The 26937-nt window shown below is 40.2% G+C and carries 22 protein-coding genes; 19 read left to right on the forward strand and 3 right to left on the reverse strand.

Going from position 1 to position 26937, the window contains the following annotated elements; all coding sequences use genetic code 11:
- The first annotated feature begins 156 nt into the window (after positions 1–156).
- From RU86_RS02580 to gltX, 9 genes are all read left to right on the forward strand, one after another.
- Complete coding sequence (locus RU86_RS02580) at positions 157–1875, forward strand: ABC transporter ATP-binding protein (protein WP_096813914.1); 1719 nt, start codon at positions 157–159, stop codon at positions 1873–1875.
- On the forward strand, positions 1868–3619 hold the full coding sequence (locus RU86_RS02585) for an ABC transporter ATP-binding protein (RefSeq protein WP_096813915.1): 1752 nt from the start codon (positions 1868–1870) through the stop codon (positions 3617–3619). The genes RU86_RS02580 and RU86_RS02585 overlap by 8 nt, the downstream gene beginning before the upstream one ends.
- A gap of 251 nt (positions 3620–3870) precedes the next feature.
- Entirely contained in the window at positions 3871–4320 is a 450-nt protein-coding gene (locus RU86_RS02590; RefSeq protein WP_179296181.1) for a dUTP diphosphatase, read from the forward strand.
- Positions 4271–4750, forward strand: coding sequence for a GNAT family N-acetyltransferase (locus tag RU86_RS02595; RefSeq protein ID WP_179296182.1), 480 nt, complete (start codon positions 4271–4273; stop codon positions 4748–4750). Before RU86_RS02590 ends, RU86_RS02595 begins: the two co-directional genes overlap by 50 nt.
- Before the next feature lie 9 nt (positions 4751–4759).
- Positions 4760–6124 (forward strand): DNA repair protein RadA, encoded by a 1365-nt coding sequence (radA, locus tag RU86_RS02600; RefSeq protein WP_096813918.1) that lies wholly within the window; start codon positions 4760–4762, stop codon positions 6122–6124.
- A gap of 317 nt (positions 6125–6441) precedes the next feature.
- Positions 6442–7515 carry a PIN/TRAM domain-containing protein gene (locus RU86_RS02605; RefSeq protein ID WP_096813919.1) on the forward strand — a complete coding sequence of 358 codons (1074 nt, stop codon included), beginning with the start codon at positions 6442–6444 and terminating at the stop codon, positions 7513–7515.
- Entirely contained in the window at positions 7512–8189 is a 678-nt protein-coding gene (gene ispD, locus RU86_RS02610; protein WP_096813920.1) for a 2-C-methyl-D-erythritol 4-phosphate cytidylyltransferase, read from the forward strand. The genes RU86_RS02605 and ispD overlap by 4 nt, the downstream gene beginning before the upstream one ends.
- A gap of 34 nt (positions 8190–8223) precedes the next feature.
- Complete coding sequence (ispF, locus tag RU86_RS02615) at positions 8224–8709, forward strand: 2-C-methyl-D-erythritol 2,4-cyclodiphosphate synthase (protein ID WP_096813921.1); 486 nt, start codon at positions 8224–8226, stop codon at positions 8707–8709.
- 126 nt (positions 8710–8835) lie between these two features.
- Complete coding sequence (gltX, locus tag RU86_RS02620) at positions 8836–10284, forward strand: glutamate--tRNA ligase (RefSeq protein ID WP_096813922.1); 1449 nt, start codon at positions 8836–8838, stop codon at positions 10282–10284.
- A 33-nt stretch (positions 10285–10317) separates the two neighbouring features.
- Here gltX and RU86_RS02625 read toward each other — a convergent pair whose 3' ends face one another.
- Both RU86_RS02625 and RU86_RS02630 read right to left on the reverse strand, forming a co-directional pair.
- Entirely contained in the window at positions 10318–11031 is a 714-nt protein-coding gene (locus RU86_RS02625; RefSeq protein WP_096813923.1) for a gamma-glutamyl-gamma-aminobutyrate hydrolase family protein, read from the reverse strand.
- Between the two features lie 3 nt (positions 11032–11034).
- Positions 11035–13332 (reverse strand): Xaa-Pro dipeptidyl-peptidase, encoded by a 2298-nt coding sequence (locus RU86_RS02630; RefSeq protein ID WP_096813924.1) that lies wholly within the window; start codon positions 13330–13332, stop codon positions 11035–11037.
- A gap of 488 nt (positions 13333–13820) precedes the next feature.
- Here RU86_RS02630 and gla point away from each other — a divergent pair, with 488 nt between their 5' ends.
- Positions 13821–14708 (forward strand): aquaglyceroporin Gla, encoded by an 888-nt coding sequence (gla, locus tag RU86_RS02635; protein WP_418766670.1) that lies wholly within the window; start codon positions 13821–13823, stop codon positions 14706–14708.
- 67 nt (positions 14709–14775) lie between these two features.
- Here gla and RU86_RS02640 read toward each other — a convergent pair whose 3' ends face one another.
- Positions 14776–15492: a CPBP family intramembrane glutamic endopeptidase gene (locus tag RU86_RS02640; protein WP_096813925.1), complete on the reverse strand. Its 717-nt coding sequence runs from the start codon at positions 15490–15492 to the stop codon at positions 14776–14778.
- Between the two features lie 242 nt (positions 15493–15734).
- On the opposite strand from RU86_RS02640, the gene RU86_RS02645 reads away from it, so the two are divergent.
- The 9 genes from RU86_RS02645 (at position 15735) to pyrH (ending at position 26864) form a co-directional block, all read left to right on the forward strand.
- Positions 15735–16403 (forward strand): CppA N-terminal domain-containing protein, encoded by a 669-nt coding sequence (locus RU86_RS02645; protein ID WP_096813926.1) that lies wholly within the window; start codon positions 15735–15737, stop codon positions 16401–16403.
- Positions 16400–17413, forward strand: a complete 1014-nt coding sequence (locus tag RU86_RS02650) for a serine hydrolase domain-containing protein (RefSeq protein ID WP_096813927.1) — start codon at positions 16400–16402, stop codon at positions 17411–17413. The genes RU86_RS02645 and RU86_RS02650 overlap by 4 nt, the downstream gene beginning before the upstream one ends.
- Positions 17414–17595: 182 nt before the next feature.
- Positions 17596–20709 (forward strand): DEAD/DEAH box helicase, encoded by a 3114-nt coding sequence (locus tag RU86_RS02655; RefSeq protein WP_096813928.1) that lies wholly within the window; start codon positions 17596–17598, stop codon positions 20707–20709.
- Between the two features lie 238 nt (positions 20710–20947).
- On the forward strand, positions 20948–21535 hold the full coding sequence (locus RU86_RS02660; protein WP_096813929.1) for a hypothetical protein: 588 nt from the start codon (positions 20948–20950) through the stop codon (positions 21533–21535).
- Between the two features lie 137 nt (positions 21536–21672).
- Positions 21673–23007, forward strand: a complete 1335-nt coding sequence (gene murC / locus RU86_RS02665) for a UDP-N-acetylmuramate--L-alanine ligase (protein ID WP_096813930.1) — start codon at positions 21673–21675, stop codon at positions 23005–23007.
- A 62-nt stretch (positions 23008–23069) separates the two neighbouring features.
- Positions 23070–23558 carry a GNAT family N-acetyltransferase gene (locus tag RU86_RS02670; protein WP_096813931.1) on the forward strand — a complete coding sequence of 163 codons (489 nt, stop codon included), beginning with the start codon at positions 23070–23072 and terminating at the stop codon, positions 23556–23558.
- 138 nt (positions 23559–23696) lie between these two features.
- On the forward strand, positions 23697–24632 hold the full coding sequence (locus RU86_RS02675; RefSeq protein ID WP_096813932.1) for a class I SAM-dependent methyltransferase: 936 nt from the start codon (positions 23697–23699) through the stop codon (positions 24630–24632).
- A 109-nt stretch (positions 24633–24741) separates the two neighbouring features.
- Complete coding sequence (locus tag RU86_RS02680; protein WP_096813933.1) at positions 24742–25926, forward strand: acetate kinase; 1185 nt, start codon at positions 24742–24744, stop codon at positions 25924–25926.
- A gap of 218 nt (positions 25927–26144) precedes the next feature.
- Entirely contained in the window at positions 26145–26864 is a 720-nt protein-coding gene (gene pyrH / locus RU86_RS02685) for a UMP kinase (protein ID WP_047916063.1), read from the forward strand.
- Positions 26865–26937: the final 73 nt, after the last annotated feature.

Consider the following 26937-nt stretch of genomic DNA (forward strand, 5'->3'; position numbering starts at 1 on the left):
GCGTAACTTTGCTGGTTTATGACCCAGGTGTCCTGATGCTAGTAGGAACTTCCCACATGGGTGTTTTTTTGAATGCTAAATATAACAAACATATTTTTGCTATCCCATCTTATTTGAGCTACAATATATTTAATATGTAAAAATGAAGGGAGTTTTGTGAGACGTTTATTAAAATATGCACGGGACTATCGAAAACAGATTATTTTAGGGCCTTTTTTCAAATTTTTAGAGGCAGTATTTGAATTGGTATTGCCTTTATTAATGGCCAAAATGATTGACCAGGGTATACGTGCTGGTGATAAGGGAATGGTTTGGGAAATGGTCGGTTGGATGGTTGCCATGTCGATCATTGGGATGATTTGTGCCATTATTTGTCAGTATTATTCATCTATTGCCTCTCAAGGATTTGGTACTGAACTGCGTAACCAACTGATGAAGAAAATCAACCAATTATCCCATCAGGATTTAAATCAGTTCGGGACAGATACCTTGATTACCCGTTTAACGAACGATATCAATCAGCTACAATTGGCTTTGGCCATGCTGATTCGACTAGTTGTTCGTGCGCCCTTCTTAAGTATCGGCTCTGTTATCATGGCTTTTTATATCGACTGGCAGACTGGCTTACTTTATCTCATTTTACTACCTGTATTCTGTGTGATTTTATTTTTTATCGTGCGTTACAGTGTGCCTTTATATAAGCGCGTCCAAGAAAAATTGGACCAGTTAAATGAATTAGTCAATCAGAATCTAAGTGGTGTACGTGTCATTCGTGCTTTTGCAAGACGCAAGAGCGATGTCAAACATTTTGATAAAGCAACTGATGACCTGGCAAATGTTTATCAACGTGTGACCAATCTTTCAGCCTTATTATCACCAGCAACAACACTTGTCATGAATTTAGGGATTGTTGCCTTGATTTATATCGGTGGCATCAAAGTCAATACGGGACACTTAACACCAGGTGAAGTATTGGCTTTGATTAATTATATGAATCAGATGTTGCTTGCCTTGATTGTCGTCTCTAACCTTGTCGTTATCTTCACACGTGCAGCAGCTTCTGCAGGTCGTGTCAATCAAGTATTTGACCAAGTGTCGTCTTTAAGCCAACCAGAGCAGGCTAAGACATCGCCTAATCAAGCAGATTTCATCCAATTTGATAAGGTTGCTTTCCGCTATGAAGCCAAAGCTGGTTTGTCACTAGAAGACATCAGTTTTACGCTAAAAGCAGGCGAATTTCTAGGGATTACAGGTGCAACGGGGAGTGGTAAATCGACCTTAACCCAGTTGATTCCACGGTTTTATGATGTTGCAGCAGGTCATGTCAGGGTCAATGGGCTAGATGTCCGTGATTGGAATCTTGAAAAATTACGGCAACAAATGGCCTTTGTCCCTCAGACATCAGTCTTATTCCACGGCACGATTCGAGAGAATTTGCAGTGGGGGGATCCAACTGCTACAGATGATGCCTGTTGGCAGGCTCTCACGACAGCCCAATGTCGGGAGTTTGTCGAAAAACTACCAGACGGGTTGGACACGATGGTCATGGAGAATGGTAAGAATTTCTCTGGTGGTCAAAAACAACGGTTGACGATTGCTCGTGCTTTGATTCGCAAGCCAAGGCTTTTGATCTTGGATGATTCGCTTTCTGCCTTGGATTACCAAACAGATTTGGATTTACGAAAAGCTCTGGCCCGTGATCTGGATAGTGCAATCATTATCATCTCGCAACGTGTTCGCTCAATTCAACACGCCAATCAAATACTCGTTTTAGATAATGGTCGCTTGGCTGGTAAAGGGAGTCATGATGACTTATTAAGCACATCACCTGAATACCAAGCCATTATCGCATCTCAGGAGGAAACACATGACTAAAACAAAAAATACTAGTTCATTAGGTTTCTTTTTACCCTACCTGATGGCCTTTCGATTAGAGTTGGTCTTGTCGATTATTTGTGGTCTTGCTAGTGGCACGACGGTCGTTTTGATGACTTACTATATCGGGATTAGTGTCGATCAGATGGCGCAGCAAGGTCAAGTTAATTTTGCCATCATTCAGCATGTGCTATCCCTATTCTTGGGCGTTTTGGTTGTGACAGTGATTAGTCAATTGCTCATTCAACGCTTAAGTAATCGACTGGCTTATCGATCAATCGCAGCCTTGCGTAAAGATGCGTTCACACATCTTAACCAGTTGCCACTGCGTTATTACGATCAAACAGCACATGGCGATATCGTCAGTCGCTTTACCAATGATATGGACAACATCTCATCTGCTAGTGCTGCCGTCTTTAATCAACTTTTTTCAGGCGTTACGGTTGTCATTATTGCACTAGGCTTTATGTTATATCTAAGTCCAGTTTTAACGCTCGTTGTCCTCATTTCGACACCAATCATCTTTCTAGTTTCCTGGCTTGTCGCGCGTGCTTCGCAGCAAGATTTTGTGAGTCAGCAACGGATTATAGGCACTATTTCAGGCTATATCACAGAAATGATTGGTAATCAAAAAACGGTTAAGGCCTTTCAAAGAGAAGCGATTAACCAATCGCAATTTGAAAGTTTAAATCAAGAACTTTATGTCAAAGGTCAAAAAGCGCAGTTTTCTTCTTCCTTAACAAATCCCTTGTCACGGTTTGTTGACCATCTGGCCTACCTATCGGTTGGCTGTGTTGGTGGTTTATTAGTCTTACAAGGCTCAACCACTGTGACAATCGGTGTCATTTCTAGTTTTACGATTTATGCCAGTCAGTTTACCAAACCTTTTATTGAAATTTCCGGTATTACGGTACAGATTCAGACAGCATTTGCTGGCTTAAAGCGGACCCAGGAAATCATGGACCAACCGATCGAGTTGGCAGATAGCCCAGATGCACGTGTATTAGCTCATGCTAAGGGAGAAATAGATTTCCGTGAGGTTAGCTTTGGCTATAATCCCAAACAACCGTTGATCACTGATTTTTCATTGACAGTTGCGCCAGGTGAAATGATCGCTATCGTTGGTAAGACAGGTGCCGGAAAATCAACGCTGATTAATCTATTGATGCGCTTTTATGATGTTGACAAGGGCAGTATTGAAATTGATGGCACGGATATCCGGGAGTTAAAACGCGATAGTTTACGCCAAAGTTTTGGGATGGTCTTACAAGAAACTTGGCTATTTGGGAGTTCCTTAAGGGCTAATCTCAGATACGGTCGAAAATCAGCAACAGATGAGGACATCTATGCAGCCTTAAAAGCAGTTTACATGTATGATTTTGTCATGCGCTTGCCCGACAAATTAGCTACGGAAATTGGGGAGCACGCCCTCAAACTTTCTGAAGGGCAACGTCAGTTGCTCACGATTGCAAGAACGATGATTAGTGAGCCACAAATGCTGATTTTGGATGAAGCAACGAGTGCGGTAGACACGCTAACTGAGCAAAAAATTCAGAAAGCCTTTATGTCGATGATGGTAGGCCGAACAAGCTTCATCATTGCCCATAGACTCTCTACAATTAAGAATGCTGATAAGATTCTAGTCTTGAATCAAGGTCAAATTGTTGAAATTGGCAGTCATGATGCGCTAATGCAACAACAAGGCTACTATTTCCAATTACAACAAGCCCAATTCGCCCAATAAAAAGTGGATAAGCATACCTTAAGCTTATTCTTAGCTAGATAACGTTGGTCATCTTTTTAATGGTGACCAACGTTTTTATGTTTCGTCAAATCAAATCTATCTGCTTCATATAAAGTCTTGTGAAAAGAAATGATAGGAATACGCTTACAGCTTTGCTAAACATCATATATTAAGTCTGAGATTTTTCTCGGATTTTTTCGTATAATAGGTAATAGCATAGTAAAAAAGAAAAAAGTAAATATATTGGAGATATGATGAAAACACGCGGATTTGAATTAGTCACAACTTATCAAGATGCTGGTCTTAGCTTACCAGTAAGAAGTACAGCCCATGCTGCCGGATACGATTTTAGTGCTGCCGAAACAGTGATTTTACAGGCAGGAGAAATCAAGCTCATTCCGACAGGTATCAAAGCTTATATGCAGGCTGGTGAAGTGCTTTATCTGTATGATCGCTCTTCTAATCCCCGTAAAAAAGGCTTGGTTATGATTAATAGTGTCGGTGTCATCGATGGCGATTACTATGGTAATCCTGATAATGAAGGTCATATTTTTACACAGATGAAAAATATTACAGATGGTGTCGTGCAGGTGACTAAGGGTGAACGCATTGCTCAAGGTGTTTTTGTGCCCTATTTATTAGCAGATGCAGATGATGCAGCAGGCACACGTGTTGGCGGATTTGGTAGTACAGGTAACTGATATGCAGGTTAGACTTGCTAGGTTAGCAGATGCCAAAAGGTTACAAGTCTTGTCAGGCCTGCTGGGGTATCCCTATCCACTAGAGAAGTTGACAGTAAACTTGACGACTAGTCTAGCAGATCCCAAACAGCTTATTCTGGTAGTGGCGCATGATGGCCTAGTATTAGGCTATTGTCATGCAGAATATTATGAGCCGCTCTATGCAGACAAGTTGCTAAATGTACTTGGTCTGGTTGTAGACGCGTCTCATCAAGGACAAGGCATTGGTTCAGCATTACTTGATGCAATCGCCTCGTATGCACTTGAACAAGGTATTTTGGCTATTCGACTAAACTCAGGTGAAGATAGAGGTGCAGCGCACTGTTTTTACGAAAAAAATGGGTATATCAGTAACAAACAACAAAAAAACTTTATTAAAAGATTAGGATAGCAAAACGTAATGGCTAAAATAAAATCAAAATTCGTCTGTCAGTCATGTGGCTACCAGTCTGCTAAATACTTAGGAAGATGTCCAAACTGTGGCGCTTGGAGTTCATTTGTTGAAGAGGTAGAAGCTAAGGCAGTCAAAAATGCCCGGGTTACCCTAACTGGCGAGAAAACAAAACCCATTAAATTAGGCGAGGTCGAAAGTTTAGATACCCCACGTGTTCTGACGGAGATGGGCGAGTTTAATCGCGTCCTAGGTGGGGGCGTGGTACCTGGTAGTTTAATTCTTATTGGTGGCGATCCAGGGATCGGTAAGTCAACGATTCTCTTACAAGTTTCAGTCCAACTTGCAAATCTTGGTCGTGTCTTATATGTATCAGGAGAAGAATCTGCCCAACAAATTAAGATGCGGGCTGAACGGTTAGGGGATTTAGACTCTGACTTCTATCTATATGCTGAAAACAACATGCAAAATATTCGGTCGGAAATCGAAAAGTTGCAACCTGATTTTCTCGTCATAGACTCGATTCAAACAGTCATGAGTCCAGAAATTACAGGCGTTCAGGGCTCTGTTAGTCAGGTTCGAGAAGTCACTGCTGAACTGCTTCAGATTGCAAAAACGAATAATATCGCGACTTTCATCGTCGGTCATGTGACCAAAGAAGGTAGCCTTGCTGGACCTAGAATGCTAGAGCATATGGTAGATACGGTGCTCTATTTTGAAGGCGAACGCCAGCACACTTTTCGTATTTTGAGAGCTGTGAAAAATCGGTTTGGCTCGACGAATGAAATTGGTATCTTTGAAATGCAGTCACAGGGGCTTGTTGAAGTGACCAATCCTAGTGAGATCTTCTTAGAGGAGCGTCTAGAAGGTGCAACGGGATCAGCCATTGTAGTCTCTATGGAAGGGACACGTCCTATCCTTGTTGAAATCCAGTGTCTGGTCACACCGACAGTTTTTGGCAATGCCAGACGAACGACATCAGGTCTCGACTTTAATCGGGTCAGCCTAATCATGGCAGTCCTCGAAAAACGTGCCAATTTACTACTTCAAAATCAGGATGCCTATCTCAAGTCAGCTGGCGGTGTTAAATTAGATGAGCCGGCTATTGATTTAGCAGTTGCGGTGGCGATTGTCTCAAGTTATAAGGAGAAACCAACACAACCAGATGTTGCTTTCATCGGTGAAATTGGCTTGACAGGAGAAATCAGGCGCGTGAATCGGATTGAAAGTCGGATTAATGAAGCTGCAAAACTTGGCTTTAAAAAGATCTATGTACCCAAAAATGCATTAGTGGGCTTGACTATTCCGCCATCTATTAAAGTTGTTGGTGTCACAACCTTAGCTGAAGTTTTGAAAAAAGTTTTTGGTGCTTAACTTGTTAAGACAGGTATTTTTAAGGTAAATATGCTAAAATTAAAAAGTATAAACATTTGCCATGTATTTGATAAGCTGATTGGCTTAACTTAACTTTCTATCAGTTAACGAGTATAGAAAGCAAAGGCTTTCAAATAGTAGTTATTTTCGTAACTTATCATGGGTTTCTAACAAGATTGGCTATAATGCCTAGGTATTAGGAACTAACTCATGAGGTAATCATAAACAGCGCAGCTACTTGTAGGGTCATGTGGTACATTGATAGACCACTAGGAAGCCAGACTAGTTTTAGTTCATCATTAATTAAGGAGCAGTATATGAAGCGAATTATCATTCATGTCTTGATGGTCATCGTCGGTGCAACAGTCGGCGATGCCTTTCTACCGGAGTTTTGGGTATTAATCAATCAAAGACAATTTCAAAATAATATAGTCGTCAACAGTTTTATCGGTGCACTTATTTTTCTTATTTTTTCGATTATGTTTATCAGACTATTACTCAATTTTGTAGATAAGATTGACAAGGCAGTAGCCACGATTAATATTCCAACCATTACCTTAGGCTTTTTTGGGGGTGTGCTAGGCTTGGTGGTTGGTGCCATCGCCAGTTTGCCATTATGGATATTACGCATACCGATTTTGTCAACGATCATCCCCTTTCTATTGATGATGTTGGCCGTTTATGTGGGCTATAGTGTGTCAACCAAACGGGAAGCCGATATTTTAAAGTTTTTTAGCAAAAAGAAATCAACACTTGTCATCAAACCAGAAAAAACTGAAAAACGAGACAGACGTAAACAAAAAGGCTATGCCAAATTATTAGATACGAGTGTGCTGATCGATGGTCGCATCTTTGATATCCTGAAGACAGGCTTTTTAGATGGTGAAATCATCGTCCCTAATTTTGTCTTACTCGAACTACAGTTACTATCCGACAGTAATGATAATCTAAAGCGTGCCAAAGGTCGTCGCGGTCTTGATTTAGTAAATGACATGAAAGAAATCGCAAAAGTGACAGTGTCTGCCAAAGACTACACTGATATTCATGAAGTCGATACAAAATTGCTACGCTATGCTTCTGAGACGGGTGCTGCACTGGTAACAAATGACTTTAATCTTAATAAAGTGGCCGAGATCCAAGGCGTTAAAGTATTAAACATTAACGACTTGGCAAATGCTGTCAAACCTCAGCTTATCGTTGGCGATACACTCGAGATCACGATTGTCAAGCAAGGGACTGAGCGACGTCAAGGGATTGGTTATTTACCAGATGGCACGATGATTGTGGTCGAAGAAACTGCTGATAAGCTAGATAAGAAAGTGACTGTAGAAGTGACGAAGTCCTTACAAACATCTGCAGGACGCATGATTTTTGGTGAGCTAGTCCGATGACAGCAGTAAATAAACCATACAGTGCCATTATTTTGGCGGCTGGATCTGGCACCAGAATGGCCGCGGACCGTAATAAAATATTCTTAAAACTAGCGGATCAGGCTATATTTACTTATTCATTAAATTTATTTTTATCTGATTCTGACTGCAAAGCAGTCATTCTGGTAGGAAAAGCAGAGGAAAAACAGTACTTTTCAAGCTATTTAACGGACAGGGTGACGTTTGTTGTTGGTGGAGATGAACGACAGGACTCTGTAAGACATGCCTTATCTCATGTGGCTTCTACTCATGTGATGATTCATGATGGCGCGCGACCATTTGTTACCTTATCAGACTTAACCCATCTTAAAGCACATACAAATGCGATTTTGGCAGTGCCAGTCAAAGATACGATCAAACAAGTAAATGAAGCGAGCCAAATCAGTGAAACTGTACCTAGACAAGCCCTTTGGTCTGCTCAAACCCCTCAGCTTTTCGACACGTCTCTTATTAAAATAGTCCATCAGGCAGCCCATGATGCTGGGTTTTTAGGCACTGATGATGCAAGTTTGGTTGAACAGTTTTCGACTGTCCCAGTTACCATCGTTTCGGGTAGTTATGAAAACATTAAAATGACAACACCAGAGGATCTGATTTTTGGGAATGCGATTTTAGCAAGTCGGTCGACTAGCTAAAGCTAACTTAAGTAAATAGTAGGAGGTAAGGCAGATGCACGCACTTAAAATCGGCCATGGCCATGACGTTCATGAGCTTGTGGCAAATCGAGACCTGATAATAGGGGGGGTTAAGATCCCTTATGAAAAAGGGTTGCTCGGTCATTCAGATGCAGATGTCCTATTACATGCCATTACAGACGCTATCATTGGTGCTTTGGGATTAGGAGATATCGGTCATGCTTTTCCTGATACCAATCCTGAGACACAAGGGATTGCATCGACAAAAATATTAGCGGACATTTATCAAGTCATGATCGAAAATGGCTATTGTATTGGGAATATAGATGCGACGATTTTAGCAGAAGCACCCAAAATGGCACCTCATCTGCAAGAGATGAAGCGGATTATCGCTGACATCTTACACACAGAGATCGACAATATAAATATAAAAGCAACAACAACTGAAAAACTAGGCTTTATCGGGCGCCGTGAAGGTATGGCCTGTGAGGCAGTTGTCCTAATTAGTCAGGTATCGTAAAACAGCTTGTTTGAAGCAGTTACATCACATAAATAGAGGCAAGTAGGAGATAGAAACGTCAAGAGCAAGGATGGCGTTTCTTTTGATATTTTGGTAAAATAGGAATGACTATTTTAAGGAGAAAAAATGACAAATAAAATTCGTGTGCGTTATGCACCATCACCAACCGGGTTATTACATATTGGGAATGCTAGAACAGCACTCTTTAATTATTTATATGCGCGTCACCATGGTGGCGACTTCATCATCCGTATCGAAGATACTGACCGTAAACGTCATGTTGAAGATGGGGAACGGTCTCAATTAGACAACCTACGTTGGCTTGGTATGGATTGGGATGAGTCGCCAGAGACGCATGAAAACTATCGCCAGTCTGAACGTTTGTCACTTTATCAAACATCTATCGATGAGCTGTTAGCGTCTGGTCATGCTTATCATTCATATAAAACTGAGGAAGAAATTGCTGCTGACCGTGAAGCGCAAGAAGCTAAAGGACTACCACCAGTTTATATCAGTGAGTATACTGGCATGACTGATGAACAGGTTGCGACTTATATTGCCGATAGACAAGCTGCTGGTGTTGTGCCAACAGTCCGGATTAAAGTACCCGCAGGTGCTATCTACAAATGGCATGATATCGTTAAAGGCGATATCGAGTTTGAAGGTAAAAATCTTGGCGGTGACTGGGTCATTCAAAAACGTGATGGGTATCCAACTTATAACTTCGCAGTTGTCGTAGATGATCACGATATGCAAATTTCTCATGTTATCCGTGGGGATGACCATATTGCCAATACACCTAAACAGTTGATGATTTATGAAGCACTTGGTTGGGCGATTCCAGAATTTGGTCATATGACCTTAATCATTAACTCAGAAACTGGTAAAAAATTATCAAAACGCGATACAAATACCCTGCAATTTATCGAAGACTACCGTAAAAAAGGCTATTTACCAGAAGCAGTCTTTAACTTTATCTCACTCTTAGGTTGGAATCCTGGTGGAGAAGAAGAAATTTTCTCTCAAGCACAGTTGATTGAGCTATTCGATGAAAATCGCTTATCAAAATCACCAGCAGCCTTTGACCAGAAAAAACTCGATTGGTTAGATAACGACTATATTAAACATGCTGACTTGGATAAAGTGTTTGCTCTAGCGACACCATTCTTGAGTGAAGCAGGTCGTTTGGATGACAAGTCTAAACACTTGGTTGCCTTGTATCAACCGCAACTTAAATCAATCGATGAGATTGTTCCTTTAACAGATTTATTCTATTCAGCCTTTCCTGACCTAACGGATGCAGCAAAAGAAGTTTTAGAGACTGAAACTGCACCTGTTGTCATCAAAGCCTTTAAAGAAAAACTAGAGAATTTGGCAGATGCTGATTATGTGAAAGATAACATCTTCCCATTGATTAAAGCAGTCCAAAAAGAAACTGGCATTAAAGGGAAGAACTTATTCATGCCGATCAGAATTGCCGTTTCAGGTGAGATGCATGGCCCAGAATTACCAGATACAATCTACCTATTAGGTAAAGAAAAAGCTGTCAATCATTTGACACAGTTTATCAAATAAAAACAAAAAAAGATCCGATCGGGTCTTTTTTTCTTACAGTTCGTTGACAAAAAAGTCAAAAATGGCACGTTCGTGAGTGGTTGTCGCCCAAGCACATTCAGGATGCCATTGGACACCTAGTAACCGTTTTTCCTTGTTTTCGACAGCCTCTATCACGCCATCACTAGCACTGGCGATGACGGTCAGATCATCAGATACAGTATCAATCATTTGATGATGAAAGGAATTGACGTGATAGGTTTCTGGTAGGAAACGTAAACTAGATGCTTGATCAACTTGGATAAAGTGAGTGGGGAAAATGGCTTTAGTTGGCGCCTGCATATGTTTAAAGGTCTCAGTCGTTTTCAAGGATAGGTCTTGATATAAGCTACCACCGAGTGCGACATTAAGCAGCTGATGGCCTCGACAGATACCGAATAAGGCTTTTTCTTGTTTGAGGACTTCTTTTATCACGGCAAGCTCAAAGCGATCTCGGTTAGGGTTGATATTACCTAAACGCATATGGGGATCTTGCCCATAAAACTCAGGAGAGACATCCTCGCCCCCCGTTAATAGGACCTTGTCAACAAGGGAAATCGTATCCGCTAGTTTGTCAAGATCTTGATCGATTGGGATCATGATCACGGTTGCCCCGACATCTTGTAGGGCATCGATAAAGGCTGTACGTGTATAGGTAACAGGGAATTCGTGGAAAGGCAGCTCAGGAGTGCTGAGGTACTGCCCACCGATAAGGCCGATAATTGTCATAGGTTAGCTTTCTTTTGGGATATAGAGTCGTGATTTTTGCAGATTAAGTTGGTAGGTGACATCACGGTTATCACGTATGGTATGTTCGAAATCAGTGCTGTAAAGTAGCAGACGCAAGGTATCATTTGCCTCGAAGTCATAGATAGTCGGTTGCAGTCGCAGCTCGACTTTAGTCCATTCATCGGGCGTGACAGAATTAATTTCCGTCAGTTTTTGTCGATTTTGCAGATTCATAAAGCCTTTTGTCACGACTTGATAGGGTTTATCTACTAAAGTCAATTCCTTCAAATCATCTAGCATAAAGTTTCGACCGCGATCAATCGTCTTAAGATCGAGTGTTGTCGGAACATCAGTCAAGCGTTTTTTGTTACCGAGGTCTAATACTTGGGCTGATAAAATTCCTTTGCTATCATTTAATTTGAGACGTAGGTCTAGCACAATCTGTCCATTAAGGCGGATTTTTTCAGGAATATGGATATCGATGCACGTTGCATTTGCCTTGCCTTCGAACAAGTCAGCTTTAAACTTGTGGAAATTTTGGCTATACTGCTTGAAAGTCACATCGGGATATTGATTGTCAAATTGGGCTAGTTTTTCATCATAACCGAGTTGTATGGTCTCGATATCCTGTGCCCCAAATGAGTCTAATCCTGTGAATGATTGGCTAGCATTATTTTTTTGCCAGATAACGGCTGGCAGGTTTAATGTTAGGTCACGCGATAGTAATTTAGCGGTGAAGTAGGCATTGATCGTCTCTGAAAAATCAATGGATTGCCAGTTATTCATGTAAACATGGCTACCTTGATGTAAAAAGGCGTGTTTCCTAATGTGCTCAGGCAAGGCATGCCAAAAATTAAAGACGTGCGATGTTGTGACGTTGAAATCTTGTAGACCGTGTACAAGCAAGATATCAGCTGTTACCTTGTCCGCATTTGGTAGATAGTTTCGTGCATGCCAATAGCTATTATAGTCACCAGATTCATGATCTAGTTTTGCCGTCATGTCAGCCAACTGTTCTTGATAAGTTGTATTGTGTTTGACAAAATCGGCAGCATCTAGATTTTTTGAGTAGGTTAACTCAGCTAAAACATCTAAGTCTTCTCCAGGAAAACCGCCAGGACTTCGGACGAGTCCATTTTCACGGTAATAGTCATACCAGTTAGTGATACCTGCCTCAGCGAGAATGACATCAAGGCCAGAGACACCTGTCGTTGCTGCGCCATAAGCGAGTGTCCCTAGGTACGATTTACCTGTCATAGCGACGTGACCGCTTGCCCAATCAGCCGTGATGGTATGTGTTTTTTGTCTAGTTGTAAAGGCACGCGTCCGCCCATTTAACCAGTCGATAACTGCGGTCACACCGGCTATTTGCTGATAGTCTCCAGATGTTTGGAAACCATCAGAGCCACGAGTACCGACGCTTGCCACATAAATTGAGGCAAAGCCTCGTGATAAGAAGTAGTCGTTGAGTGAATAAGTCCAGCCATGTGTAAAATGCTCGGTCGCTTGATTATAAGGAGCAGCTGGGACGTCTACTTGATCATAGTCTGGGAAAGCTGTGTCTTGATCTGATAAGGTAATCAAATGAGGTGTCTTTTTAGCTAGGTTGCCCGTCATCTCATGAAGTTTAGCATCATTGGCAATCTCGTTAATGCCGAGGTGATAGGGACTTGCGGTCATGACAACTGGTAGTTTACCATCAAACTGTGGTCGGATGATCTGTACTTTAATCAGATCATAAGTCCCGCGATTTTGTGTGTCGACTGGACTTTCGACATAAACGACCTCACGGATTAAAGTCTGTGTGTCAAATGTGGCAAGTGCTTTATCATTAAAGAAGTGGTACTGATTATCAGCTGCTAGTAAGCCTTCGGAAACCCAATGCTCGATTAAGGTCATCCCGTTTTTCTGCCGTGAATTCATCAGGAGATAGATGGCTTGTATCAAAGTAGGTGTGTCTGATATATCGCTGTTTAAGTCAACCATCGGTAGGTTAAGGTCTTGTGCGAAAGTGATAGCACCAGAGAATTGGAAGTCAAAATTTGCGACAAAGCCAAGTAGCTGCAGACCGACTCCGTAAAAAATATCCCAAGTTAAGCTAGTATTTGCTGCTAAAAAGTCAACTAGTGTTTGTTCTTGGCTGACAGCTAAGCTAGTTTGCTCAACTGGTGCTGTCGTTAGCAGGGTTTCAAGTATTTGTTTGGCAGAAAGCTTGCTGTCAAAGACAATACCCAGTTGAGCTAGCTCGATTATCTGTTGCGCAAGTGGTTTATCGATGATAGAAAAGTGATTAAATTGCATTTGATCTCCTTCGTTGTTTTAGCTGGAATACTTGCCAGTCACTATACCTGTCAGTGTGTAAAAGCAAGTTAGCAATACCTTAAATTATAACAAAAATAGAAGACAAAACCTACTAGGCTTGTCTCTAAAAATGGTGATATGATATATTAAATCATGTAGTAAAGGATTAGCAGATAATCGCTAATGCTTACAAATAAGCGACTTGATGAAAATAATTAAAGCAAAAATTTTACATGAGACGAAAGCCAATGTCAAGTGATTAGTTTAGGAAAACACCGCTATTTTTATCTAATTGGCCTTAAATTGAGCTTAATTCCTAATGTAAACGTTTGCGCAAGCTTTACACGCCATTCTTTTTCTGATAAACTAATATAGTGCTATCAATAGCAATGTATCTTGATTTTTGGGGTTTACTTTTTTATGCCTTTAATCAGTCAGTTTAACAATTTAACTAAAGGAGATTACGAACAAAAATGGACGTAACATGGATGACAAAATACCTCGCTGAGTTCCTCGGAACAGCGATTCTTATTATTCTTGGTAACGGCGCGGTCGCAAACGTTGACCTCAAAGGTGCTAAAGGATATGCTTCAGGCTGGATGACAATCGCTTGGGGGTATGGTTGTGGGGTAATGATCCCTGCTTTGATGTTTGGTAATGTTTCAGGTAACCATATCAACCCAGCTTTCACACTAGGTCTTGCAGCATCTGGTCTTTTCCCATGGGCGCATGTCGCTCAATATATCATCGCACAAATTCTTGGTGCAATGGTTGGTCAAGCAATTATTGTGACGGTTTACCGCCCATTCTACTTGAACACAACGAATCCAAACCACATTCTAGGTACTTTCTCTACAATTGCGAGTGCTGATGATGGGACGAAAGAAAGTCGTCGTGGGGCCTTAATTAATGGCTTCTTAAATGAATTCTTTGGCTCATTTGTTCTTTTCTTCGGTGCGCTTGGTTTAACTAAAAACTTCTTCGGTGCCGAAATTGTCCCTGCTATTGATAAATTATTAGCAACAGGTCAAGGCGCAGGTGGTGCAGCTAAAAAAGTTGCTGAGATGGATATCACGACAAAAGTACAACAAGGTGTTGTTGGCTTAACAGCTGGTAACGCAGGATCGCTTGCAGTTGCCCATATTGCCCTAGGTTTCTTAGTGCTAGCACTTGTTGCAGCATTGGGCGGACCAACTGGTCCTGGTCTTAATCCAGCGCGTGACCTAGGTCCTCGTCTCTTACATGCTATCTTGCCTAAAGCTGTTCTTGGCGAAAGCAAGAGTGATTCAAAATGGTGGTATGCATGGGTACCCGTTGCAGCACCAATCTTAGCTGGTCTTTCAGCAATCGCTCTCTTTAAAATTATTTTCTTATAAGCAATTAAGGTATTAATATTATATAAAAAACGCCCACTAGTTTCAAACTAGTGGGCGTTTTTCTGTCCTACATTGACATCAAAATACCAATCATACCGAAGGCATTCCATAAAAAATGAACGGACATATTCAGATAAAAATTACGATACTTAGCGTATAATCCGGTGAGGACTAAACTCATGAGACCATAGGTGACAAAACTGGCAAAATCTGTAGGGCCATGGGCTGCGGTAAACAATCCCCAGGCCACTATCTCTGCGATTTTAGGCCATTTGTTAAATAGGAGTTCAAATGGTCCTACTCGAAAAATCAATTCTTCGAAGAATCCTGCTGACGTTGTCATAATGAAGAAAACAAGGGGTGGCAGTTTTTTACCAGTCTCTTCTAACAGTGCTTGATTTTCTGTGTTATGAGTGCCTGAAATTTGCATGATTAAGCCAGAGATTATGGCAGTGGCAAACATCATCCCAAAACCTGCAGCAATTTTGCCAAAGTGGAAATAGCGTCGGTTAATGACAGGGATGAGCTGATGCTTTCTAGCCCAGTGATAAGATAGCAAAACACAATCAATAAATATCAGTACAAATAAGCTGATTTTCCATAAGTTTGTTTTATCTTCTGGCTGTTTAAAAAATAAAATGATATTTTGAGAAATCTGCCAAAGTATTAATAACCAAATAAAAGATAGCCGTGACAGCCAATTTTGTTTTGGTGGTGTATCAGTAAAAAGATCATCTGGTTCTTTTTGTGATAACTCTAGTTCTATTTTTTCGAAATAATCCATACCTATACGATAGCATAATTTTACTAAAATTAACACGATTTATTAGGATGAAATAAATTAAAATATTTGTTCTTTATTAAGGAAATAGCTATAAAGTGCTTGAAATTTGACTTGACTAGCATTAAAATGGATAACTTTAATAAAAATGTGATAATCGTATACAAAATTTTTGTAAAATTTGCTATTGTCGCTTATAATGGTTAGAGGTAAAAAACCACTTACAGAATTGAGATTAAAATAAGATGAAGACAATTTTTGAAAATGTTAGTTGCATGGTCCCGGTTATTCGGGTGAATAACCGTGATTTGAATTTAGCTTTTTACAAGGATGTATTAGGACTTAAGGTGATATCAGAAGAAAATGCCTTAGCGATTTTAGGTGGCAAGTCTGCCAAGAATTTGAATGATGCCGTATTGATTATTGAAGAATCACCTAGCATGAGAACACGTGCTGTAACTGGTGTTAAAAAATTGAAAAAAATCGTATTGGTAAGTCCAGAATTTAAGGAAGGATTTGAGGCAACGTCCCCAGAGGGAGATTTGTTCGAAGTCGTGCCGATGGAGTCAGAAACATCAGATGTTGTCTTGCGTGATATTCAGTTACATACAGCAAATATTGCCGCTTGTTTAGCCTTCTACACGGAAGGCTTTGGCTTAAGCAGTCAGGGTAATTCAGTTTCATTGCCTTTTGGCACGATTAGCTATACTGAAGCAGCAGGTGCTGATCTGATGACTAAACCTGAAGAAGTTTGGGATATAGAAGTGATTGAGTTCAAAGTCGCGCCAGAAGTTGATTTGAAACAGATTTCACAGCAATTAGATGACCTAGGATTGCCTTATTATGTTGATAAAAAAGGTAAAATTCTAACTTTGCATGATGCGCAAAATATAGAAATCTGGTTTGCTAAATGACCATTGCGTTAAGCGAAGGTCCCATTAAATTGATAGAAGCCTATATTGCATCTGGAGTTTTTCCAGGTGCTTCTTTTGCTATCATTAATAAAACAAATGTGCAAAAGTATACCCTGGGGCTTAATAGATGCAAACCGGTCAAAATTGCTCTGGAAGACGACATGGCCTACGACTTAGCAAGTGTTTCGAAAGTTGTTGGCACGGGTACGGTTGTCATTAACCTCATTTTGTCGAAAAAAATTGACCTAGATGATTTATTGATTGACCATTATCCTGACTTTAAAGGGGAGGGTGCAGCTAAGTTAACGATTCGTCAGCTTTTAACACATACATCGGGAATTGATCCCTTTATAAAAAATAGAAATGCCTTAGCTTATGATGCGCTTCGCCAGGCCCTTAACCAGATTAAGGCGACTTCTGAAAAAGTCTTTCATTATTCAGATGTTAATTTTATCTTACTGGGCTTCATGCTAGAAACGCTATATGGTCAATCATTATCAAATATTCTAAAGTCAGAAATTTTTCTACCGTTTGGGATGTCTCATACTGGATTTGTAGCACCTGAAAATACGGTTGCCACTGCTTGGCAGCTGCCCAAAGGTATGGTACATGATCCTAAAGCACAAGTGTTAGGGATACACACTGGCTCTGCAGGCTTATTTTCAACAGTAGACGATTTGGTTGCTTTTGCGCAAGCTTATTTATCAGATGATCGCTATCTCACACTATTACAAAATTATAGCCAGACACAAGATCAACGCAGTTTAGGGTGGGATTTATTATCTCTAACGGCCGAAAGTAGCATAGCTAAGCCTGATAGGTCCCAGCAATGGCTAATCCATACGGGGTATACCGGGACATTTGTCATGCTGAATCTTATCACGCAACAGGCTGTCATCTTTTTATCAAATCGTGTCCATCTCAAGGATGATCGCTTACAGTGGCTTGATGATCGTAATTTACTCATTGATAGTTTTGTAAAAACAATGAAAGTATTAGAAAATGAGTGAAATTTTCCGGAAAATATGGTATAATAGTCCGAAATTTAGGGTGATCGTCCTTGCTTGAGATAGGGTTATGTTTTAAGCAATTAGAACATCGGCTAAAAGTATATTGTTTTTTAAAATTTGGGATGATATCAAAGGTTTAGAGATAATCGATACAAAAAAGAGATAGAGACAGGACAGATGATATGAGTCGAATGATGCCAGCGCGAGTTCGAGCTGAAGGTATGGAAATATTTGAGCAAGGGCTAATGACAGAGGTGTCTATTAGTGATATGAAGTTATCGGCAGATGTCGATGGTGAGCAAGTCGTCTATGACCTCGATGGGCAAAATGACTTGTGTTTTTGCGATGCATTTCAGCGGAACAAAAGGTACTGTAAACATATTGCTGCTGTTGAAGAGTATTTAAAAAAATCAGATACTGAAGCGGTTGATGAAGAGAAAAAAGCATTTGAAGCTGAGGTCGAAAAATCTAAGGAACTATTAGCTTCCTCTGATTTTCTTGCCAAAGTTAATGAGGATAAGGGGCCAGGTTTATCAGGACAACTAGCAATCGCCTTAGAGATAACGGATGCCCATTCGATGGACTCATTTTATTATGCGGGTGACTTTTTAGTTTTCACATTAAGGCTACGTCTATCTAATAGTGCGAGGGCTTATATCATTAAAGATATTCCGCATTTTATTAGTTTGCTTCGGAAATCTGGTGACTATTTAGTTGGTGGGACGCGTTCAGTCCCCCTCCTGATGGCTAATTTTGATGATGCAAGTCAAGCCTTTTTAACTTATCTTTTGAAAATAACACCAAGTCAGGATGACATGGCGGTCAGCAATCTATTTAGAAAATTGGGACGCTATTTTGTACCGCATGCAGGCCTCGTTCCGGATTTATTAGATCTAGCTGCTACTTTGGATAATACGATGAAAATCGCAGAGAAACCACTTAATTATTTTAGTGTCCTCGACTTGAGCGATGAGGGAGATCTCTATCATTTTGATATCAAACCATTAGATGATGTGATAGAACTAATAGTCAAAGAAACAGCTAGTTATCGCTTATTTGGTGGACAGATCATCTATCATGATCACGTTTTTTATACGACTAATTCAGAACAGGTTCAAGTCATTAATCTCGTCGCAACACTACCAAAATCCTCTGATGGCGCTAGAATCATTCATTTTGATTATGATGATAAAGATAGGCTAGCACAGGCGCTTCAGATTTTTGAAAAAATTGGCTATGTTGATACACCAGAAGCCTTTAAAATTCGGTCGTTTAAGCCGAAATTTGTATTTGATGTCGATCATTTTTTAAATTTGCAGCTAACGTTTGATTATGGTGACTTTCAAATTACAAGCTTTAGAGAATTAGACACGGTTGTTTTTTCTCGGAACTTACGCTTAGAACAACATATATTTGACTTATTAAAACGCTTTGGCTTTTCTATAGGGTTTGAAACCAAGATTGATCGACCACAGGGTGAAGCGATTTATGACTTTTTTGCACACATGTTACCAGAATTTTCTAAGCTAGGTGATGTTGTGCTATCTAACTCTGTCCAAGACTTGCATATTACAGATGCTGTGGACATCGATATTGACCAAAATGGTGGCCTACTAGATATCAGTTTCAAGTTACCTCAAGTGTCTGAAGGCGAGTTCTCGAAATTAGTTGCACGCTTACAGAGTGATGCCGGTTACTATGTAACTGAATCTGGCCAGTTGGTGATGTTAGATGATAAATTTGCTTCTGTCAAGCAAGTACTAGCAGAAATGTCTGAAACGCTTGATGTGGTCAACGGTAAGATTTCTGTGCCAACATTTAAAGCCTTTCAACTATCCAAAATATTTGATGACTGCTCGGGTGTCACATTTTCAAAGAAATTCGAAGCCTTATATAACAATTTGATTAATCCCCATACCTTTGCTTATGAGAAACCGCAAGCTATCAATGCCACACTGCGTCCTTATCAAGAAGATGGGGTCCGCTGGATGAATATGTTAAGCACTTATAACATGGGCGGTGTATTGGCTGATGATATGGGTCTAGGCAAGACTTTACAGTCCATTACTTATCTAGCAAGTAACATGAAACCAGGAGAGGTTGGCTTGATTGTGTCTCCCTCAAGCCTGATTTATAATTGGTCTAGTGAATTTGCCAAATTTGCTGAAACGCTAGATGTTGTGGTAGTAGATGGTACCAAGCAAGAACGTGCAGCACTATTATCAAAAGAAAAAACACAAATTTTTATCACCAGTTATGGCAGTTTTTTGAAAGATGTGACTGTTTATCAAAAACGCAATCTGACTTATCTATTGATTGATGAGGCACAAACAGTTAAAAATTTCAATTCTAAGACCAATAAAGCCTTGTCTCAGATTAATGCAACACATACTTTTGCCCTATCTGGTACACCTATTGAGAATAGAGTCGATGAAATTTGGGCGATTTTCCAAATCATTATGCCCGGTATTTTAGGAGAACGTAAGCAGTTTCGAAAATTGAAGCATGATGCAATTTCACGTATCATCCATCCCTTTGTCATGAGACGCCGTAAACAAGATGTCTTATTAGAACTCCCTGAGAAATTGGAGATGATCCAATATAGTGAGCTTGATGAAGCGCAAAAAGTGATTTATATCGCCCAGCTTGAGGCCATCCAAAATCGGGTTAGGAATATGAATGACTACGAATTTTCACGGTCTAAAATTGAAATTTTAGCGGGTATTACAAGGCTACGTCAAATATGTGATACCCCAGCCCTATTCATGAGCGATTATAAAGGAACTTCTGGTAAATTAAAAAGCCTTTCTGAACTGCTACAGCAAATAAAAGATGCCGGACACAGACCGCTTATCTTTTCTCAGTTTCGAAAAATGTTTCCACATATTGAAAAACAACTAGAAGCAACAGGTATTACGAGCTATCAATTAACAGGATCGACCCCTATTAAGGATCGAATGAAGATGGTGAAAGCCTTTAATGCTGGCTCACGAGATGCCTTCTTGATTTCTCTTAAAGCAGGAGGCACTGGACTTAATTTAACTTCTGCGGATGTGGTGATTTTGATTGACTTATGGTGGAATCCTTCTGTTGAGGAGCAAGCTATTTCCAGAGCGCATCGTATGGGGCAAACGAAGACAGTTGAGGTCATTCGCCTAATTACACGCGGCACGATTGAAGAGAAAATCATGGCTTTACAGGATAGCAAACGTGATATGGTTGCGACAGTCCTAGATGGCGGTAGTGATGAGAGTGCTATTTCTAAGGATGAAATGAGATCAATTTTAGGACTTTGATACGAAGTAGTGAAGACTATTCCTAAAAAATCTGGTACAATATAATAGTAAGCAGCAGACTGAGAACCGATTTGGTTTTTATTATTTGATACACATAAATATGAGGGTCAGTCTCTGGTAAAGTGAGTAATGATGTTTATGTCATGCGTTGCTAAAAACAGTAACGCATGCTCATGGGTTATGATATAGGAGCGATTAAGACTAAGCTTCTTTAATTAAAGTGAAAGTAAGGCCAACTATGGAAAATCCATATAAGAAAAATAAAGTAGTGTTTCCTATCATACCAGATGACGGTGTTTTAGTACCAGATAATCGCGTGATCATGACGAATCAAGATTTATTGATTCACAATCCCGAGTTCTCAGTTAAATCAAGTGCAGCAACTGACGGCTTTCAAGGCATGCAGCAATCAGAGTCTACTCATGAAACAGCAAGTGAGATGACATTTGAGATGCGTCGTAATCAACCCACGACAGAGGGAAAACGACCACTTGGTAAAAAGACGACTACGACAACAGTGTCATCTGAAAAGAAAAAATCATCAGTCGTTGAGGAAGCTAGAAAACGGGCGCGTGAAAATGCTGTCCAACCTAAACCGGTTAAAGCCTATATCAACCCCTTAGAGAGAAGTTCAAAAGATGAGTTAGGGATAAAAGGTCTAGCCAATAAAAAAGTGGTGAGTAGTCAGCATTCTTTAGGAAAGACTATCTCGGGCTTTGATAAAAAAGCCGCTCGCGCGACAAATGGGTCCTTGTTTGAGGAGTCAGAGCAAGATTATTTTGCAAGTAAGCATGAGCAACATGATACGATCGATAGTGTCAATTAACTAGATAAGGTCAAGCTAAGCAATCAGGGTCAAGTCCCATATAAGATAGGAAGGATAGAAGTTGAGTAATAGCGTCTAGTATAACAAGCAATTAAGTGCTTGTTATCGCGCCATCTTAATCAATTTCTTTAAAAAATATGTCACAAAAAACTTACCATTTCATCGGAATAAAAGGGTCTGGGATGTCTGCATTGGCGCTCATGTTGCACCAAATGGGGCATACAGTACAAGGGTCAGACTCAACCGATTATTATTTTACCCAACGTGGATTAGAACTTGCAGGTATTCCCATCCTCCCGTTTGATATTAAGAATATCACACCAGATGTTGAGATTATTGCAGGTAACGCCTTTCGTGATGATAATAATGTCGAAGTCGCCTATGCCGATAAAAACGGCTATGCTTATTCAAGATATCATGACTTTTTAGGGAAATTCATGACTAAATTTACGTCAATTGGCGTAGCAGGTGCTCATGGCAAGACATCAACAACGGGCCTTTTAGCGCATGTAATGAGTCATGTCACAGATACATCTTATCTGATTGGTGATGGAACTGGCCGTGGGTCTGCAGATTCAGCTATGTTTGTTTTTGAGTCAGATGAATATGAACGTCATTTCTTACCTTATCATCCTGAATACTCAATCATTACCAATGTCGATTTTGACCATCCCGATTATTTTACAGGTATTGATGATGTCTTTGATGCCTTTCAATCCTATGCAAATCAAATCACCAAAGGGATCTTTATTTACGGAGATGATCAGTATTTGCAAAAACTGACTGCTAAAGCACCGATTTATCGTTATGGGTTCAAAGACGCTGATGACTACATTGCAAAAGATGTGACGAGAACGACAGCGGGGTCTAAATTTACAGCCTACTTCCATGATCAAAAAATTGGGGAATTCACGGTACCGACTTATGGTAAGCATAATGTCCTAAATGCCTTGGCGGTTGTTGCAGTCATGCATCAAAATGGGTTTGATGATCAGGCTGTAGCCAAACATATGGCAACATTTGGTGGCGTTAAACGTCGCTTTACTGAAAAAATTATCGGGGATCAAGTGATCATAGATGACTTTGCCCATCATCCTACTGAAATTGAAGCAACAGTGGATGCTGCACGTCAAAAATATCCCAACAAGGAAATCGTTGCGGTATTCCAACCGCATACCTTTACCAGGACGATTGCCTTGATCGATGACTTTGCGACGAGTCTCAACCAGGCTGATGCGGTCTATCTAGCACAGATATATGGCTCTGCACGTGAAGTTGACCATGGTGATGTTAAGGTTGAAGATTTGGCGGCTAAAATCGAGAAACCTGCCAAAGTCATTACGGTTGATAATGTCTCACCCTTACTTGATCATGACAATGCTGTCTATGTATTTATGGGTGCAGGGGATATTCAAAAATATGAGTATGCTTTTGAAACATTGCTTTCACAATTAACCAATAACGTCCAGTAAACATATAAAAAGCCGAGATGGCTTTTTATTATAGGGTGACGATAAAATGAAAGAGGTAAGAAATGATAATCAGACAGGTAACACCAACAGATTTAGCCGTTATTTTTCAAATAGAGACTGCTAATTTTTCCCCTGCAGAGGTTGCAGGCTATGAGGCAATGAAATCTAGGATAGCTATCATCCCAGATACATTTTTGGTTGCAGAAATTGATGGGCAGGTTGCAGGTTATATTGAAGGGCCTGCCATGACTGAGCGACATTTGACAGATGATCTGTTTAAAACAGTGGTTAAGAACCCTGTTAGCGGTGGCTATATCACGGTAACGAGTTTGTCAGTAGCAGAAAAATTTCAAGATCAGTCAGTTGGTAAACGCTTGATACAAGCTTTGAAAGAACTTGCAGCACAACAAGAACGTGCTGGTATTAGTTTGACCTGCCATGATTATTTAATTGGCTACTATGAGAAGCATGGGTTTATAAATGATGGTAAATCCAAGTCGACTTATGGTGGTGGGATTTGGTACGATATGGTCTGGGAAAATCAGCAATAAAAAACGCATAGGCTAGGGATAGCCATATGCGTTTTTTGGAGTAATTATGAAAAATATTTTAGGAATGACTTCATTATAACTTAAGAAACTTAACTTAAACTTAAAATGAATAAAAATGAATGTGGTATAATAAGTGTTATGAACATGGAAAAAATTGAACAGGCATTTGCGCTAGTGTTGCGCAATGTCCAACTATTAGAAAGCCAATTATCAACTCATTTTTATGAGGGGTTAATTGAACAAAATGCAAGTTATACTGGGAAATCTGACCTGTCTGATATAAGGCTGATGCAAGATGAGTTAAGAGCGCTTGCTTTGACGAAAAAAGAGTGGCAAAAAGTGTATCAGTTTGCACTTGTAAAAGGTGCAAAAGCGATGCATCTGCAGGCAAATCACCAGTTAACACCGGATGCGATTGGCTATATCGTGAATTTTATGATTGAAACACTCTATCGTGATAGCACCTTGTCGGTGTTGGAGCTTGGCTCTGGTACTGGTAATCTTGCTGAGACCTTATTAACAGGTGTCTCTGACAAGTCGATTGCTTATACTGGCTTTGAAGTAGATGATCTAATGATTGACCTCTCTGCCAGTATTGCGGATGTTATGCAAACAGATGCTAAATTTTTACAGATTGATGCGATTAGACCGCAAGTGATTGACCCAGTTGATTTACTCGTATCGGATTTACCTGTCGGTTATTATCCTGATGATGAGGTTGCAAAGCGCTCAGCTGTTGCAAGTTTAGATGAACATACCTATGCGCATCACTTGCTAATGGCGCAGGGGTTCAAATATCTGAAAGCAGACAGCTATGCCATTTTTATAGCACCGAGTGACTTATTGTCTAGTGGTCAGTCAGCGTTACTTAAGCAATGGCTAACCAACTATGCAAGAATCGCTGCAGTCATCACCTTACCAGAAGGTATGTTCACTGAGCATCATCAAAAAGCGATTTTTGTTTTACAGAAGTCAAGGCAAGGTAAGGCGCCTTTTGTCTTTCCATTGACAAGCTTAACAGATCCAGAAATTGTCAAAGGTTTTATGATGCAATTCAAAGCAAATATGGTATAATTTAGCAGAAAGCGTTTCCAAAAGAGACAGCTATTATCAAAAATAAACTTGTTGTCCTTGTGTTAGACAGTGAGTTATCGTGTCAGTACATTATGTTAGGAGAAGAAACATGTCAAAAACAATTGCGATCAATGCAGGTAGTTCAAGTCTGAAATGGCAACTATATGAAATGCCAGAAGAGACAGTCATTGCTAAAGGCTTGATTGAGCGTATCGGGCTGCCAGAATCTGTTTCAACCGTTAGTTTTGCTGGTGATAAACAGGTCGTGACGAAAGCAATTCATAATCATACAGAAGCGGTTTCTATCCTGATGAATGATTTAAAAGCTTTGAAAATAATTGAACATTTTTCAGAGATTACGGGAACAGGTCATCGTGTTGTCGCTGGTGGGGAACTCTTCAACTCATCTGTACTCATTACAGATGAAGTTGCTAAGCAAATCGAAGAACTGAGTGATCTTGCTCCGCTTCATAATCCAGCAAATGTCTCTGGTATCCATGCCTTCCGTGCCTTACTACCTAACGCAACTCATGTTGCTGTTTTTGATACTGCCTTTCATTCTACGATGCCGCCAGTTGCCTTTCGTTATCCAGTACCAAATGCCTATTATGATCAGTATGCAGTGAGAAAATATGGGGCACATGGGACAAGTCACATGTACGTCGCTCAAAAAGCAGCAGACTATCTGGGTAAACCACTAGACGACCTTAAGTTGATTACGGCACATATAGGTAATGGGGGTAGTTTGACTGCGATTGCTGGTGGTAAATCGATTGATACCTCTATGGGCTTCACGCCGCTTGCGGGAATTATGATGGGTACGCGTACTGGGGAATTAGATGCCTCTATTATCCCATATATTATGGCTAAAACAGGGATTACGGATGTTTCAGAAGTTATTGACATTTTCAATAAAAAATCTGGATTAGCAGGTATCTCTGAGCTGTCTTCAGACATGCGCGATATCATCAAAAGTCGGGATGCTGGAGATGAAAAAGCGGCACTTGCCTTTGATATGTTTGTCGATCGTATCCAGAAGTATATCGGTCAATATCTCGCTGTCTTAAATGGGGCAGATGCTATTGTATTTACAGCAGGTATTGGAGAAAATTCATTTGAAGTTCGGAAAGCAATTATCGATGGCTTATCATGGTTTGGCCTTGATATCGATGACAGTAAAAACGTGGTAGGGGCTGATGGTATTATTTCAACGCCTAATGCTAAGGTCAAAGTGCTTGTCATTCCGACAGATGAAGAGTTAGTTATCACGCGTGATGTCGAAAAATTTAAATAAAGTCTTGCATTAAAACTGTCTAGTGTTCATCCTCTAGATAGTTTTTTTGCTAAATGAATTGGTGAACTCTTTACTAATTTATCATATGATAAATCATAATGCGTCGCACCTATCAGATTAAATAAAAATAGAAATCTAATTGCTTGTTTAAAAAACGATGAAATTTATGGTAAAATAGATAAGATAATGTGTCTAAAGGATTATATGAAAGGTGAATTATGTCTCAAGTAAAATATAAACGTGTGCTCATTAAATTATCAGGAGAAGCGCTAGCTGGAGAACGAGGCGTTGGTATCGACATTGCAACTGTTGAGGAAATCGCCAAAGAATTAAAAGAAGTTCATGATCTGGGTATTGAGATTGCCTTAGTGATCGGTGGCGGTAATCTGTGGCGTGGAGAGGCAGCCGCTGCAGCAGGTATGGAACGTGTACCAGCAGATTATACTGGTATGTTAGGGACTGTCATGAATGCCCTTGTCATGGCAGACGCGCTTGAACGTGCTGGTGTGATCACACGTGTACAAACGGCGATTAATATGCAACAACTGGCTGAGCCATATGTTCGCGGACGTGCTTTACGCCATCTTGAAAAAGAACGTATCGTCATCTTTGCAGCTGGAACGGGATCACCATATTTCTCAACTGATACGACAGCAGCACTTAGAGCAGCTGAAATCGGTGCAGATGCCATCTTGATGGCAAAAAATGGCGTAGATGGCGTCTATAATGATGACCCACGGACCAATGCAGCAGCCATCAAATTTGAAGAGTTAACGCATATCGAAGTCTTGAAACAAGGCTTGAAGATAATGGATTCGACAGCATCAAGTTTGTCTATGGACAATAATATCGATCTTGTCGTCTTCAACCTAAACGAGACTGGTAATATCAAACGTGTTGTCCTAGGAGAACATATTGGGACGACTGTATCAAATTAAGTTGAACAAGCATACATTAGTTGACAGGCAAACAGGTTGACAGCTATTATCATAACCAGCCACTGTCATAGCA

This window comes from Pseudolactococcus piscium, from assembly GCF_002441695.1.
In the GTDB taxonomy this organism is placed as follows: domain Bacteria; phylum Bacillota; class Bacilli; order Lactobacillales; family Streptococcaceae; genus Pseudolactococcus; species Pseudolactococcus piscium.